Origin of the sequence: Staphylococcus sp. HMSC062H10, assembly GCF_001836945.1 — a bacterium.
Lineage (GTDB): Bacteria > Bacillota > Bacilli > Staphylococcales > Staphylococcaceae > Staphylococcus > Staphylococcus aureus.
The window spans coordinates 474,266-488,404 of the sequence record NZ_KV830972.1 but is presented as its reverse complement, the minus strand read 5'-3'; the positions used below and the strand labels follow the sequence as shown (position 1 = coordinate 488,404).

Sequence of the window (14,139 nt, the reverse complement as noted above, 5' to 3'; positions counted from 1 at the left end):
ATACTAATGAAAAATCAACAAGTGAGGTAAGTAATATGACACAACAAATTGGAGTTATTGGTTTAGCCGTTATGGGTAAAAACCTAGCTTGGAATATTGAATCACGCGGATATAGTGTATCTGTATTTAACCGCTCAAGTGAAAAAACTGATTTAATGGTTGAAGAATCAAAAGGAAAAAATATTCATCCAACATACTCATTGGAAGAATTTGTTAATTCTTTAGAAAAACCACGTAAAATTTTATTAATGGTTCAAGCAGGTAAAGCTACGGATGCTACGATTGATAGTTTGTTACCTTTATTAGATGATGGAGATATTTTAATTGATGGTGGTAATACAAACTATCAAGATACTATCAGACGTAATAAAGCATTAGCACAAAGTGCAATCAACTTTATTGGTATGGGCGTTTCTGGTGGTGAAATTGGAGCGTTAACTGGTCCGTCATTAATGCCGGGTGGACAAGAAGAAGCTTATAACAAAGTTGCAGATATTCTTGATGCAATTGCTGCAAAGGCAAAAGACGGTGCTTCATGTGTTACTTATATTGGACCTAATGGTGCTGGACACTATGTGAAAATGGTACACAATGGTATCGAATATGCTGACATGCAATTAATTGCAGAAAGTTATGCTATGATGAAAGAATTATTAGGTATGTCTCATGAAGACATTGCTCAAACGTTCAAAGACTGGAATGCTGGTGAATTAGAAAGTTATTTAATTGAAATCACTGGTGATATTTTCATGAAATTAGATGAAAATAAAGAAGCATTAGTTGAAAAAATTCTTGATACTGCAGGTCAAAAAGGTACAGGAAAATGGACTTCAATTAATGCATTAGAATTAGGTATTCCATTAACCATTATTACTGAATCTGTATTTGCACGTTTTATCTCTTCAATCAAAGAAGAGCGCGTAAATGCTTCTAAAGAATTAAATGGTCCAAAAGCATCATTTGATGGTGACAAGAAAGACTTTTTAGAAAAAATTCGTAAAGCATTATATATGAGTAAAATTTGTTCTTATGCACAAGGTTTCGCGCAAATGCGTAAAGCAAGTGAAGATAATGAATGGAATTTAAAACTTGGTGATTTAGCTATGATTTGGAGAGAAGGTTGCATTATCCGTGCACAATTCTTACAAAAAATCAAAGATGCTTACGATAATAATCCAGGATTACAAAACTTATTGCTAGATCCTTACTTTAAAAACATCGTTACTGAATATCAAGATGCGTTACGTGATGTTGTCGCAACTGGTGTTCAAAATGGTGTACCAACACCTGGTTTCTCATCAAGTATTAATTACTATGATAGTTACCGTGCAGCTGATTTACCTGCAAACTTAATTCAAGCACAACGTGACTACTTCGGTGCACATACTTATGAAAGAAAAGATAAAGAAGGCGTATTCCATACACAATGGATTGAAGAATAATATTGATTAAAGGATAGTTGAAAGATACTATCCTTTTTTATATCTTTTGATAAATATAAAAGAGAGTGTGATAGAGTAGCTACAACCTATAAAAAATTACACAAGCAATATCTATTACCTTAAAAGCATCCCGCCATATTTTTAAGCATTTTGTGAAGTAATAAAATATTTACTGTGTTATGATAGCATGTACTATAGAGAAATAGAGGTACTATTTTATGGAAAAGTTAAATCAAGTTATGTTATATGTTGATGATGTTGAAAAAGCGAAAGCATTTTGGACAGAAACTTTAGAATTTGTTGTTGTAAGTGAAACACCGTTAGCTGAGGACTATGTTGCAGTTGAAGTATCACCTACGAAAGATGCTGAAACGTCATTGACGATTATGGCAAAAGAATTTATTGAAAAGTATAGCCCGGAGGTGAACCTAGGAACACCATCTTTAATGTTTAAAGAGAAAAACTTTGATGCATTATACTCAAAATTAAATGATTTAGGTTTAACTGGGCATGATATAGTAGAAATGAATGGTCAACGTGTATTTAATTTCCAAGATGGCCAAGGTAACTATTTTGCAGTTAGTGACTAAACAATCGATTTTAATTTTTATACAAACCTTTATATTGATTTTCGGATTGAATTTCAGTATGAAGGTTTTATTTTTATCGTTTTATGCAATCGTTTGCACAAATCTTTTGACTTTTTTAGAAAGTGTGACTAAACTGATATTATACAAAGGTTGGAAGCGTTTTCCAGTGCAGTGATTAACAGGAGGTGATTAAATGGTTACGATTAAAGATGTTGCACTAAAAGCCGGTGTTTCTCCTTCGACAGTTTCAAGAGTTATAAAAGGAAATCAACGTATTAGCGAAGCGACAATTTCAAAAGTGAAGAAAGTTATGGAAGAATTGAATTATTTTCCTAATACCGCTGCTAGAACTTTAATTACAAACCAAACATATAAAATTGGTTTAGTGTTAAAAGGTTCTGAGGAGCCTATTCGACTGAATCCATTCTACATCAATGTATTGCTAGGAATTTCTGAAACGTGTAACCAGCATGGCTATGGTACACAAACGACAGTCTCAAATAATATGAATGATTTAATGGATGAAGTTTATAAAATGATTAAACAACGAATGGTTGATGCGTTTATACTGCTCTATTCAAAAGAAAATGATCCGATTAAACAAATGTTAATTGATGAAAGCATGCCATTTATTGTGATTGGTAAGCCTACATCGGATATAGATCATCAATTTACACACATTGATAATGATAATATATTAGCTTCTGAAAATTTGACACGACATGTTATTGAACAAGGTGTAGATGAATTAATATTTATTACAGAAAAAGGCGATTTTGAAGTTTCGAAAGACAGGATTCAAGGATTTGAAACGATAGCTTCTCAAAATAAAATTAATTATCAAATTATTGAGACTAGTAATGAAAGAGAAGTTATTTTTAATTACATGCAAAATCTACATACGCGTTTGAAGGACCCAAATATTAAACAGGCAATCATTTCGTTAGATGCTATGTTACATTTAGCGATTTTAAGTGTCCTATATGAACTTAATATTGAAATTCCGAAAGATGTAATGACAGCAACGTTCAATGATTCTTATTTAACCGAAATTGCGTCACCACCTCAAACATGTATTGACATCAAGCCTCGAATGTTAGGTCAACAGGCTGGTGCAGCAATTTTAAATATATTAAAAAACAAAGCACAGGATGTTATTGAACTCGTCATTATAGATACAGAATTAAAAATAAGAAAATCAACACAACGATAGCAAAGGAGTTTTAAAATGAATAAGCAATGGTGGAAAGAAGCAGTAGCATATCAAGTATATCCAAGAAGTTTTAATGATAGTAATCACGATGGTATTGGGGATTTACCTGGAATGATTGATAAATTGGACTACTTAAAAGATTTAGGTATCGATGTCATTTGGCTCAGTCCAATGTTTAAATCACCTAATGATGACAATGGTTATGATATTAGTGACTACCAAGAGATTATGGATGAATTTGGAACGATGGAAGACTTTGATCGTTTATTAAAAGGTGTTCATGATAGAGGTATGAAGCTTATTTTAGATTTAGTTGTGAATCATACATCTGATGAACATCCTTGGTTTATAGAATCCAAATCTAGTAAAGACAATCCCAAACGTGATTGGTACATTTGGCAAGATCCAAAGCCAGATGGCTCTGAACCAAACAACTGGGAAAGTATCTTTAATGGATCTACATGGGAATATGATGCTAATACTGAGCAATATTATTTCCATTTATTCAGTAAAAAACAACCTGATTTGAATTGGGATAATCCGGAAGTTAGAGATGCTGTATTCGAAATGATGAACTGGTGGTTTGATAAAGGCATTGATGGATTTAGAGTAGATGCAATTACACATATTAAAAAGACGTTTGAAGCGGGTGACTTACCTGTACCTGAGGGTAAAACATATGCCCCAGCATTTGATGTAGATATGAATCAGCCAGGTATACAAACTTGGTTACAAGAGATGAAAGATCGCTCATTAAGTAAGTATGACATTATGACTGTTGGTGAAGCGAATGGTGTAAGCCCTGATGATGCTGATGACTGGGTCGGGGAAGAAAATGGTAAATTTAATATGATATTCCAATTTGAACATTTGGGACTGTGGAATAGTGGTGATTCTCACTTTGATGTAAATTCGTATAAATCTGTATTAAATAGATGGCAAAAACAACTTGAAAATAAAGGTTGGAATGCGTTGTTTATTGAAAATCACGACCAACCACGACGTGTATCGACGTGGGGTGACGATGACAAGTATTGGTATGAATCAGCAACAAGTCATGCAGCAGTTTATTTCTTGCAACAAGGTACGCCATTCATTTATCAAGGTCAAGAAATTGGTATGACGAATTATCCATTTGAAAGTATTGAAACATTTAACGATGTTGCTGTTAAGAATGACTATCAAATTGTGAAAGCTCAAGGTGGAGATGTAGACGCTTTACTTGCGAAATATAAAGATGAGAACCGAGATAACTCTCGCACACCAATGCAATGGGATGATACGTTAAATGGAGGATTTACAAATGGTGAACCTTGGTTCCCAGTGAATCCGAATTATAAATCTATTAATGTTGCACAACAATTAGAAGATGAGCATTCAGTATTACAATTTTATAAAGATTTAATTCAATTAAGAAAGTCTAATGATGTATACGTATATGGTCAATTTGATTTAGTAGATGCTGAAAATTCACAAGTTTTTGCATACACGAGAACATTAAATGAAAAGCAAGTTCTTATTGTAGGTAATCTTACTAACCACGAAGCAGAATTAACTGTACCATTTGATGTAAGTCATGGAGAAGTGAAGCTATTTAATTATGATGCCAAAGTTAATTTAAAACAGTTACGTCCATATGAAGCATGTGTTATCGAATTAAATTAACATATTAATATGCCCCCTAATAGTATCTAAGGCCATTTGTAGACCTATAGATATATTAGGGGGCTTCTTTGTTTTTAATTATTTAATCTTCGTCATAAGGACTCTGTTTAACAGGAATCCAAAGCTGAATTTTAGTGAATGGGTCATTAAATGAAATATCGAGAGGGTACACTTCAACATATAAATCATTTCGTTCATATGGCAATGTTAACTGCAAACTTGATTCAATATAGTACCAAGCTTCATTAGTTGCATAATCAATTTCACCTTGTAAATTGAATTTCGCACAATGTTTGCCAGGTAAAAATCGACTTTCTAAGTGTGCAGGATAACGTTCACTTGGTACACCTACAAATATTTCTAAACCATTTTCAAGAGGACAACTAATAACAAATAGTTCAAATGGACTAACGTCATTATATCGTCGTAACTCTTTAATTTTACCATCAATGAGCAAGTCTTCTAAAAAATCCGGAACATTAAAAGGATGTGACAAATACTTAGTGTCTATAAATCGTGCATATCCAACCAATGAAATATCATCTGTCTCTTCTAATCTGTATGGATAGGGTGCTCTCTCAGTAGTTGATAATTTGATATATAATCGCTCTTGAATTTGTAATTCATCTTTTTTAGTAGAAGCTTGAATAGGTGATACGCCGTGAAAATCACTAAAATCATTTGCAAAATCATTTGAATTTGCATAGTGATATTTTTTAGCGATATCTACTAGTCGTGTAGCACCATTAATCACATCATTTGCAGCGAGTGTCATTTTACGCGCGCGTGCATAAGCTTCTGGAGATAAGCCGACAATCATTTTAAATGATTGATCAAGATGGTATGGCGAAAGACCAACGTAATCACTTAATTCTTGCAAATTGAAAGGCTCTAATAAACGATCTTCAATATAAACAATTGCCTGTTGTATTTGCTTGATAACGTCCAAAACTTTCACTCCAATTAATTCAATCATTTATTTTTATTCTACATTATTTCTATAAATTATACACCCATTTGTTCAATGATTATTAAAATAGTTTTGGGCATTGTAAAATATAATTTCATAATATAGTCTAGAAAAAAAGCGAATGATAGAACAATTGATATACTTGATTCGTAATCAATCCTTGTCATTCGCTCATTTATTTTTGTTTAACATGTGCGTTTTAATTCAATTATTGAATATCGTCCCACCAATGGTTACCATCACGAGCAAGTAATAAATCACTTTCTAATGGACCATTAGTACCTGATTCATAGTTAGGGAATTCTGGATCAACCATATTCCATTCATCTTGAATTGCATCAACAAATTTCCATGTTGATTTTAATTCTTCCCAGTGCGTAAAGTTAGTGGCATCACCTTTAAGACAATCGAATAATAGATTTTCATATGCATCTACAGTATTCATTTTATCTTGAGCGCTCATTGAATAAGACAATTGAACAGGTTCAGTTTCGATACCTTGTGTATTTTTCTTAGCATTTAGATGTAAAGATACACCTTCATTTGGTTGAATATTGATTACTAATAGGTTTGAATCTAACAGTTTATCAGTTTCATAGTATAAGTTCATTGGTACTTCTTTAAATTCAACGACAACTTGAATTGTTTTAGATTTCATACGTTTACCAGTACGGATATAGAATGGTACGCCAGCCCATCTAAAGTTATCAATTGTTAATTTACCTGAAACAAATGTAGGTGTGTTAGAGTCATCTGCAACGCGATCTTCATCACGGTATGCTTTAACTTGTTTACCATCGATATAGCCTTTGCCATATTGACCACGAACAAAGTTCTTTTTAACATCTTCAGATTGGAAATGACGCAGTGATTTAAGTACTTTTACTTTCTCAGCACGGATATCTTCACTATTTAAACTAATAGGTGCTTCCATAGCTAATAATGCAACCATTTGTAACATGTGGTTTTGCACCATATCTTTTAGCGCACCACTTGATTCATAATAACCACCACGATCTTCAACACCTAGTATTTCAGAAGATGTAACTTGGATGTTTGAAATATATTTGTTATTCCATAATGGTTCAAACATCGCATTCGCAAAACGTAATACCTCGATATTTTGAACCATGTCTTTTCCTAAATAGTGGTCAATACGATAAATTTCTTCTTCTTTAAATGATTTACGAATTTGATTGTTTAATGCTTCGGCTGATTTTAAATCACTACCGAATGGTTTTTCGATAACAAGGCGTTTAAATCCTTTTGTATCAGTAAGACCAGAAGATTTTAGATAATCAGAAATAACGCCAAAGAATTGTGGTGCCATTGCTAAATAGAATAGTCGATTACCTTTTAATTCAAATTGGCTGTCTAATTCATTACTAAAATCTAATAATTCTTGATAGCTTTCTTCATTACTAACATCATGTCTATGATAGAAGACATGTTCCATAAACGCGTCAATTTTGTTTGTATCTTTTACGTGCTTTTGAATTGATGATTTTACTTGATTACGGAAATCATCATTAGTAATGTCACGACGTCCAATACCGATGATGGCAATATGTTCATCTAAATTGTCTTGTTGGTAGAGATGGAATATTGATGGAAACAACTTACGATGGCTTAAGTCACCAGTTGCACCAAAGATTGTGATTAAACAAGGGATGTGTTTGTTTTTAGTACTCAAGATTAAAACCTCAATTCTTAATTAGATATATGATTTATTATTATAAGATAATCCATTCAGCAGGTCATTCAATATGCTCGACAGTATGCAGTGTCTTAAATGAAATATCGATTCATGTATCATGTTTAATGTGATACTTATTAATGATAAGTATAACGTAATTATCAAAATTTATATAGTTATGTCTACGTTAAAGTTAGAAAAATTAACTAGCAAAGACGAATTTTTAACAGAATTTGATTAAAGAATAAATTAAAACTAAATTGATACAAATTTTATGATAAAATGAATTGAAGAAAAGGAGGGGCATATATGGAAGTTACATTTTTTGGAACGAGTGCAGGTTTGCCAACTAAAGAAAGAAATACACAAGCAATCGCATTAAATTTAGAACCATATTCCAATTCCATATGGCTTTTCGACGTTGGTGAAGGTACACAGCACCAAATTTTACATCATGCAATTAAATTAGGAAAAGTGACACATATATTTATTACTCATATGCATGGCGATCATATTTTTGGTTTGCCAGGATTACTTTCTAGTCGTTCTTTTCAGGGCGGTGAACAAAAGCCACTTACATTAGTTGGACCAAAAGGAATTAAAGCATATGTGGAAATGTCTATGAATTTATCAGAGTCACATTTAAACTATCCAATTACATATATTGAAATCGATGATCATCTAACATATCATCATGATGGTTTTACTGTAGAGGCGCATTTACTTAATCATGGTATTCCATCATATGGATATAGAGTAATGGCACCTGAAACTACAGGTACAATCAATGTTGAAGCGTTAAAAAACATTGGTCTTGAACCAGGTCCTAAATATCAAGAAGTAAAATCTCATGATACATTTGAACATAATGGTCAAGTTTATCAATCAAAAGATTTTAGAGGTGAGTCCAAACAGGGTCCAATTGTAGCAATTTTTGGTGATACAAAACCATGTTCAAATGAACGTGTGATTTCTAGAGATGCTGATGTGATGGTACATGAAGCGACCTATATAGATGGTGAAAAGCATTTAGCCAACAATTATCAGCATAGCCATATTGAAGACGTATTTGCATTGATAAAAGAAGCCAATGTTAAACGTACGTTGATTACACATTTGAGCAATCGCTATAATACAGAAGATATAAATGAAATTTATCAAACATTGATACAAAATGAAGATACACCAAATTTTAATTTTGTGAAAGATTTTGATAGTTTTAAAATCTAATGACAAAGTAATAAACAATGCTTGCCAAATAGTAATAATTTATAAAAATAACCCGTCAAACACAGTGCTTGCGATGATGCATACATGTGTTGGCGGGTTTGTTTTTATTGGTCTTCTATATTAGAAAGTTCAATACTACGGTCGACGGCAGCATTTAGACAATCTTCGAAAATAGATACTAAATCATATTGTGACAATGTATCAAGGCCAGCTTGTGTCGTACCACCTTTAGAGGTAATATTTTTTCTTAATTGAGCCATGCTCAAATCTGAACGTTCAATCATCTTACTTGTACCTATAATAAGGTTGCGTATAGATTCTTCAACTTGTTCTTTTTCTAGACCAAGTTTCATACCAGCTTTAACGTATTGCTCGAATACATGATATAAAAATGCTGGACCGCTTCCGGTGATAGCTGTTACTTGATGTAAATGATCCTCTGATACTTCAATTACTGAACCAAATGCTTTAACTAAATCGTTAATTTCATCTTTAGATTTAGGGTCAAAGTTGTTTGAAAAACTAATGCCAGTAACTGAGTGTCCAACTTGCGCATTTGTGTTTGGCATAATTCTAGCAACTGGATTTTGGCATTCTAATTGTTGTTTAATATAATCAATCGGAATACCTGCCATAATTGAAATGAAGCAATTGTCTTTTGTAATATGTGGTTTGATGCGTGTTGCTAGAGCATCAAAGTCATGTGGTTTGGTACCTAAAAATACATAATCTGCATCTTTTAATAATGTCGCATCATCATAACTATAGTTAACACCTAGTTTTTCAGCGAATGCTTTTAAAGCTTGTTCATTAGATTTATTTGTTAAATATATATCATTGGCATCTAAGTTGCTTGAGTTAATAATTCCTGTAAATATAGCTTGTGCCATATTACCAGCTCCATAAAATACGAGTTTCATTAACGTCACATCCCTTTAGTTTTTGATTTGTATGTTATATTTTCTTATTATTGTATATATATTAGGAAAGATAATCAACTTGTCTCAATTATGTAAAGTTGATAAATTGCATTCTATATAATGGAAAAGGAAGGTTAATTGATGAAAGGACAACATTTTATAGTGACTGGTGGTACGAGTGGTTTAGGTTTATCGATTGTCCGAAAGTTACTAAAAAATAAAGTGCATGTAACATTGTTGGTGCGTGATGTTGATAAAGCAACTAGAATCTTTGAACAGGAATTGGGGAAAACTATAAATGTTATTCCGTGTGACTTAAATGATATGAAGTCGATACAGGCACTGCAATTTGAAGACAATACATCATTCGATGGATTTATTTATAGTGCAGGTTTAGGTTATTTCAAATCTATTTCAGACCATAGTTTTTCAGAAATGATTGAAACGTATCAGCTTAATTTAATTAGTTTTAATGTTTTATATACTGTTTTGAGACCATATTTAACATCTAACGCACATATTGTAGGTATTTCAAGTCAAGCTGCATTTTCCACACAAGCAAATGCTGCACATTATGGGGCATCGAAAGCAGGGTTTTATGCATTAATGAATGCTTTAAGACTAGAGTCACCAAACTTACATATCATGACAGTTAATGTTGGCCCGATTGATACACCTTTTCATCAAAAAGCCGACCCATCAATGAAGTATGCTAAAAAGATGGGGAAAATGATGCTTGATGCTAATCAGCTTGCAGAAGATATCATTTATGGTATTAAAACAAAACAATTGGAAATTAATCTGCCTAAATGGATGCATTATGCGTTGAAAATGTATCAAATTGCGCCTAGATTTTTTGAACGATGTTTTCCTAAATTATTTAAAAATAAAGCATAAATAGGTGGGATGGCAATGAACTGTCAATCGGAGAGTGTGGTAAGATTTTGTGTGCGATATGCGGAACAACTATCAGTATTTGAAGAATTTACAGTGCTGGATATTTTAGGCGATATTTCTGTAGACCAAATTTCAGACAGTACATTATATTATACTTGTGAAAAATTCAAACTACTTGTGTTGCAAGGAAATGTGCTGGGTGTACAAATAATAACTAATAATGATGAATCAACATGCGAAGTGAAATATAGAAAGATGTTTTAATAAAATTATTAAAAGATGAAGTGGCAGAAGTTTGCTTAAGGCACTGCCGCAGGGCGAAATTACTAAATACTGATGCGTGAGGACAACTCTTTAATTACTATCATAAGTGAGTAATCTTAATCATAAATTATAGCGAATTGTATATAAACAACAGCAGTAAGGCATTTTTATAATGAAACGCCTCATGCCGCTGTTTTTATTACTGAAAATGACTTCTACACTAAATGGTTGGTATATTCCAAATCCTTTACACGAGCTCTTGCTGTTTTAATCTGATCTAAACTAACTTTAGTATGATAGTTTTCAATATTTTCTTTTAATTGGTCGACGCTACTTGCACCTACAATGATGGAACCAAGCACGTCATGTGATGTTAAATAACTAAATGTCAATGCAGATAAATTACTTTCAATTTCTTTAATAGAGGCTATTGTTTCACCCAATTCATCATGAGAATAATCAAAAATACCATCTTTAAATTTATTGTCGAGCACATTAACACTGTTTGAAGTTAATAATCCTTTAGACACAGGTCCTCTTGCCAATACTTTAACATCATTGTTGTGGATTGCATCTAATAATGATTCTGGACGATTATCAATCAAATTGAATTGAGACATTATCGTTTCGATTTGACTATGTTTTAAATAATAATCAATTACATTTGGGCGAATAGAAGAAATACCGTAAGCACGTATAATTCCTTCTTGTTTCAATTCATCAAATGCGCTTATTGTTTCGTCTAATGGGTCATCAATGGTTCCGCCATGAAGTTGATATAAATCGATATGATCTATACCTAAACGCTTTAGTGAACCTTTAACTGCCTCTTTAATATAGGATTTACTCGGATCCCATGTTGTACTGCCATCTTTTGTTAAACGATTGCCTACTTTTGTACCAATGACAATATCATCGCGTTGTTGATATTTAAGAAGTGCCTTACCAACAACTGATTCATTTACACCTTTATCGTACATGTCTGCTGTATCAAAATAAGTGATACCATTTTCAACAGCACAATCTATAATTTGTTCGGCTTTTTTTAAATCTGTACCTAAACTCATGCAACCTAGACCTAATTCAGATAATGCAATACCACTTTTTAATATATTTTTTTGCATGTCTGTTCTCCTTTCGATACACTTTAGCTAACAAGCATAGTGTATCAATATATAATATGAATTTAAAGGAACGTGATTATAATGGATTTAAATGAAAAAACAATTGATCGAACAGTTATTTATAATGGCAAAATTGTAGATGTAGAAATTCATACAGTGACATTACCAAACGGTGAAACGTCAACAAGAGAATTAGTTTATCATAATGGTGCAGTTGCTGTTTGTGCAGTGACGCCTAAAAAAGAAGTCTTATTAGTGAAACAGTATCGTAAACCAGTAGAAAAACCATTGCTAGAAATTCCAGCTGGTAAATTAGAAGATGATGAAGATAGAGTCGAAGCGGCTAATCGTGAATTAGAAGAAGAAACAGGATATATTGCCAAAGAGTTAACACATGTTGTAGATATGTATGGTTCACCAGGTTTTTGTGATGAACAATTATCAATATATTTTACGGATAATTTAGAAGAAGGCACAGTTCACTTAGATGAAGATGAATTTGTCGAAGTCATTAAAGTTCCGATTGAGAATGTTAAATCGATGCTAATGAATAAAGAAATAGAAGATGCGAAGACTATCATTGCATTGCAACACCTATTATTAAATTATAATCATTCTAAATAACAAATGAGAAAAGCTTGCATTTTATTGAGAAAACTGTTAGTTTTAATTGTGAAGTTTGAAATAATTTGTAATGATTTTAATTATTAGTAGGGGAGTGGACATCGTTGGAAGAACGATTAAATCGCGTTAAGCAACAATTACAACAATCATCATATAAGCTAACGCCACAACGCGAAGCTACTGTTAGAGTACTAATTGAAAATGAAAAAGATCATCTAAGTGCTGAAGACGTATATCTAAAAGTAAAAGACAAAGCGCCTGAAATTGGCTTGGCGACAGTATACAGAACGTTAGAGTTGTTAGCTGAACTAAAAGTTGTCGACAAAATTAACTTTGGTGATGGCGTCGCTCGTTTTGATTTAAGAAAAGAAGGCGCAAAACATTTCCACCATCATTTAGTATGTATGGAATGTGGTCGTGTAGATGAAATCGATGAAGATTTGTTACCAGAAGTTGAAAATCGAGTTGAAAATGAGTTCAATTTTAAAATTTTAGATCATCGTTTAACTTTCCATGGTGTGTGTGAAACGTGCCAAGCTAAAGGTAAAGGATAGTAAATTGCGTAGGTTAAATTAACCTTCGCTTTTTTTAGAGGTGTGGTTATGGAAACAATTATTGAAGAATATTTGCGCTTTATACAAATTGAAAAAGGACTAAGTTCTAACACAATTGGTGCTTATAGACGTGATTTGAAAAAGTATCAAGATTATATGACTGAACATCATATCTCGCATATTGATTTTATAGATCGACAATTAATTCAAGAGTGTTTGGGGCATTTAATAGACCAAGGGCAATCTGCTAAATCTATTGCGCGATTTATTTCAACAATCCGTAGTTTTCATCAATTTGCTATAAGAGAAAAATATGCGGCGAAAGATCCAACGGTATTATTAGATTCACCAAAATATGACAAAAAATTGCCTGACGTTTTAAATGTTGACGAAGTGTTGGCTTTATTAGAAACGCCGGATTTAAATAAAATTAATGGTTATCGTGATCGTACGATGTTAGAACTTCTGTACGCAACGGGAATGCGTGTATCTGAATTGATACATTTAGAGTTAGAGAACGTGAACTTAATAATGGGGTTTGTACGCGTATTTGGTAAAGGGGATAAAGAAAGAATTGTACCATTAGGCGACGCAGTCATTGAGTACTTAACTACTTATATTGAAACGATTAGACCGCAACTTTTAAAAAAGACTGTTACCGAAGTCTTATTTTTAAATATGCATGGTAAACCTTTATCACGACAAGCAATATGGAAAATGATTAAACAAAATGGTGTAAAGGCAAACATTAAAAAGACGTTAACGCCACATACGTTACGCCACTCTTTTGCGACACATTTATTGGAAAATGGCGCAGATTTAAGAGCAGTGCAAGAGATGTTAGGTCACTCTGACATATCTACTACTCAACTCTATACACATGTTTCAAAATCTCAAATTAGAAAAATGTATAACCAATTTCATCCTAGAGCATAAAGTGAACCATAACT

15 protein-coding genes are annotated in these 14,139 nt (G+C 32.6%); 11 read left to right on the top strand and 4 right to left on the bottom strand.

The features are described from left to right. The first annotated feature begins 35 nt into the window (after nucleotides 1-35). The 5 genes from gndA to HMPREF2658_RS04935 all read left to right on the top strand — a co-directional run bounded on the left by gndA (nucleotide 36) and on the right by HMPREF2658_RS04935 (nucleotide 4,910). Complete coding sequence (gndA, locus tag HMPREF2658_RS04955) at nucleotides 36-1,442, top strand: NADP-dependent phosphogluconate dehydrogenase (RefSeq protein WP_000193707.1); 1,407 nt, start codon at nucleotides 36-38, stop codon at nucleotides 1,440-1,442. Between the two features lie 218 nt (nucleotides 1,443-1,660). Then, nucleotides 1,661-2,032: a VOC family protein gene (locus HMPREF2658_RS04950; protein ID WP_000413439.1), complete on the top strand. Its 372-nt coding sequence runs from the start codon at nucleotides 1,661-1,663 to the stop codon at nucleotides 2,030-2,032. Then, nucleotides 1,971-2,207, top strand: coding sequence for a hypothetical protein (locus HMPREF2658_RS04945; RefSeq protein ID WP_072468927.1), 237 nt, complete (start codon nucleotides 1,971-1,973; stop codon nucleotides 2,205-2,207). The genes HMPREF2658_RS04950 and HMPREF2658_RS04945 overlap by 62 nt, the downstream gene beginning before the upstream one ends. A gap of 18 nt (nucleotides 2,208-2,225) precedes the next feature. Beyond that, on the top strand, nucleotides 2,226-3,245 hold the full coding sequence (locus tag HMPREF2658_RS04940; protein WP_000256333.1) for a LacI family DNA-binding transcriptional regulator: 1,020 nt from the start codon (nucleotides 2,226-2,228) through the stop codon (nucleotides 3,243-3,245). A gap of 15 nt (nucleotides 3,246-3,260) precedes the next feature. Then, a complete protein-coding gene (locus HMPREF2658_RS04935) occupies nucleotides 3,261-4,910 on the top strand; it encodes a glycoside hydrolase family 13 protein (protein ID WP_001041920.1) in 1,650 nt (549 codons plus the stop codon). Between the two features lie 82 nt (nucleotides 4,911-4,992). On the opposite strand, the gene HMPREF2658_RS04930 is transcribed toward HMPREF2658_RS04935, so the two are convergent. Both HMPREF2658_RS04930 and zwf read right to left on the bottom strand, forming a co-directional pair. Next, complete coding sequence (locus HMPREF2658_RS04930) at nucleotides 4,993-5,859, bottom strand: AraC family transcriptional regulator (RefSeq protein WP_000382585.1); 867 nt, start codon at nucleotides 5,857-5,859, stop codon at nucleotides 4,993-4,995. Between the two features lie 229 nt (nucleotides 5,860-6,088). Beyond that, nucleotides 6,089-7,573 carry a glucose-6-phosphate dehydrogenase gene (gene zwf, locus HMPREF2658_RS04925; protein ID WP_000105075.1) on the bottom strand — a complete coding sequence of 495 codons (1,485 nt, stop codon included), beginning with the start codon at nucleotides 7,571-7,573 and terminating at the stop codon, nucleotides 6,089-6,091. Nucleotides 7,574-7,885: 312 nt separating this feature from the next. Here zwf and rnz point away from each other — a divergent pair, with 312 nt between their 5' ends. Beyond that, a complete protein-coding gene (gene rnz / locus HMPREF2658_RS04920; RefSeq protein ID WP_054194578.1) occupies nucleotides 7,886-8,806 on the top strand; it encodes a ribonuclease Z in 921 nt (306 codons plus the stop codon). Between the two features lie 104 nt (nucleotides 8,807-8,910). Here rnz and proC read toward each other — a convergent pair whose 3' ends face one another. Next, a complete protein-coding gene (proC, locus tag HMPREF2658_RS04915; RefSeq protein ID WP_070854229.1) occupies nucleotides 8,911-9,726 on the bottom strand; it encodes a pyrroline-5-carboxylate reductase in 816 nt (271 codons plus the stop codon). 141 nt (nucleotides 9,727-9,867) lie between these two features. Between proC and HMPREF2658_RS04910 the strand changes: the two genes are divergently transcribed. Both HMPREF2658_RS04910 and HMPREF2658_RS04905 read left to right on the top strand, forming a co-directional pair. Further along, nucleotides 9,868-10,623: an SDR family NAD(P)-dependent oxidoreductase gene (locus tag HMPREF2658_RS04910; RefSeq protein ID WP_000678241.1), complete on the top strand. Its 756-nt coding sequence runs from the start codon at nucleotides 9,868-9,870 to the stop codon at nucleotides 10,621-10,623. A 15-nt stretch (nucleotides 10,624-10,638) separates the two neighbouring features. Beyond that, complete coding sequence (locus HMPREF2658_RS04905; RefSeq protein WP_000995799.1) at nucleotides 10,639-10,887, top strand: hypothetical protein; 249 nt, start codon at nucleotides 10,639-10,641, stop codon at nucleotides 10,885-10,887. Nucleotides 10,888-11,102: 215 nt separating this feature from the next. Here HMPREF2658_RS04905 and HMPREF2658_RS04900 read toward each other — a convergent pair whose 3' ends face one another. Continuing rightward, complete coding sequence (locus HMPREF2658_RS04900; protein WP_001171342.1) at nucleotides 11,103-12,011, bottom strand: aldo/keto reductase; 909 nt, start codon at nucleotides 12,009-12,011, stop codon at nucleotides 11,103-11,105. A gap of 81 nt (nucleotides 12,012-12,092) precedes the next feature. Here HMPREF2658_RS04900 and HMPREF2658_RS04895 point away from each other — a divergent pair, with 81 nt between their 5' ends. The 3 genes from HMPREF2658_RS04895 (at nucleotide 12,093) to xerD (ending at nucleotide 14,125) form a co-directional block, all read left to right on the top strand. Then, on the top strand, nucleotides 12,093-12,635 hold the full coding sequence (locus tag HMPREF2658_RS04895; RefSeq protein ID WP_070854227.1) for an NUDIX hydrolase: 543 nt from the start codon (nucleotides 12,093-12,095) through the stop codon (nucleotides 12,633-12,635). 104 nt (nucleotides 12,636-12,739) lie between these two features. Next, the gene (locus HMPREF2658_RS04890; protein WP_000392691.1) at nucleotides 12,740-13,189 is read left to right on the top strand and encodes a ferric iron uptake transcriptional regulator; all 450 of its coding nucleotides are present in this window, start codon (nucleotides 12,740-12,742) and stop codon (nucleotides 13,187-13,189) included. A gap of 48 nt (nucleotides 13,190-13,237) precedes the next feature. Then, nucleotides 13,238-14,125, top strand: a complete 888-nt coding sequence (gene xerD / locus HMPREF2658_RS04885; protein WP_000447733.1) for a site-specific tyrosine recombinase XerD — start codon at nucleotides 13,238-13,240, stop codon at nucleotides 14,123-14,125. Nucleotides 14,126-14,139: the final 14 nt, after the last annotated feature.

Excerpts from the sequence above, each read along its gene's own strand:
- xerD (WP_000447733.1), top strand. The coding sequence starts at position 13,238 with ATGGAAACAATTATTGAAGAATATTTGCGCTTTATACAAATTGAAAAA.
- HMPREF2658_RS04950 (WP_000413439.1), top strand. The coding sequence starts at position 1,661 with ATGGAAAAGTTAAATCAAGTTATGTTATATGTTGATGATGTTGAAAAA.
- gndA (WP_000193707.1), top strand. The coding sequence starts at position 36 with ATGACACAACAAATTGGAGTTATTGGTTTAGCCGTTATGGGTAAAAAC.
- HMPREF2658_RS04945 (WP_072468927.1), top strand. The coding sequence starts at position 1,971 with ATGGTCAACGTGTATTTAATTTCCAAGATGGCCAAGGTAACTATTTTG.
- proC (WP_070854229.1), bottom strand. The coding sequence starts at position 9,726 with ATGAAACTCGTATTTTATGGAGCTGGTAATATGGCACAAGCTATATTT.
- HMPREF2658_RS04905 (WP_000995799.1), top strand. The coding sequence starts at position 10,639 with ATGAACTGTCAATCGGAGAGTGTGGTAAGATTTTGTGTGCGATATGCG.
- HMPREF2658_RS04935 (WP_001041920.1), top strand. The coding sequence starts at position 3,261 with ATGAATAAGCAATGGTGGAAAGAAGCAGTAGCATATCAAGTATATCCA.
- HMPREF2658_RS04895 (WP_070854227.1), top strand. The coding sequence starts at position 12,093 with ATGGATTTAAATGAAAAAACAATTGATCGAACAGTTATTTATAATGGC.
- HMPREF2658_RS04940 (WP_000256333.1), top strand. The coding sequence starts at position 2,226 with ATGGTTACGATTAAAGATGTTGCACTAAAAGCCGGTGTTTCTCCTTCG.
- rnz (WP_054194578.1), top strand. The coding sequence starts at position 7,886 with ATGGAAGTTACATTTTTTGGAACGAGTGCAGGTTTGCCAACTAAAGAA.
- HMPREF2658_RS04910 (WP_000678241.1), top strand. The coding sequence starts at position 9,868 with ATGAAAGGACAACATTTTATAGTGACTGGTGGTACGAGTGGTTTAGGT.
- HMPREF2658_RS04900 (WP_001171342.1), bottom strand. The coding sequence starts at position 12,011 with ATGCAAAAAAATATATTAAAAAGTGGTATTGCATTATCTGAATTAGGT.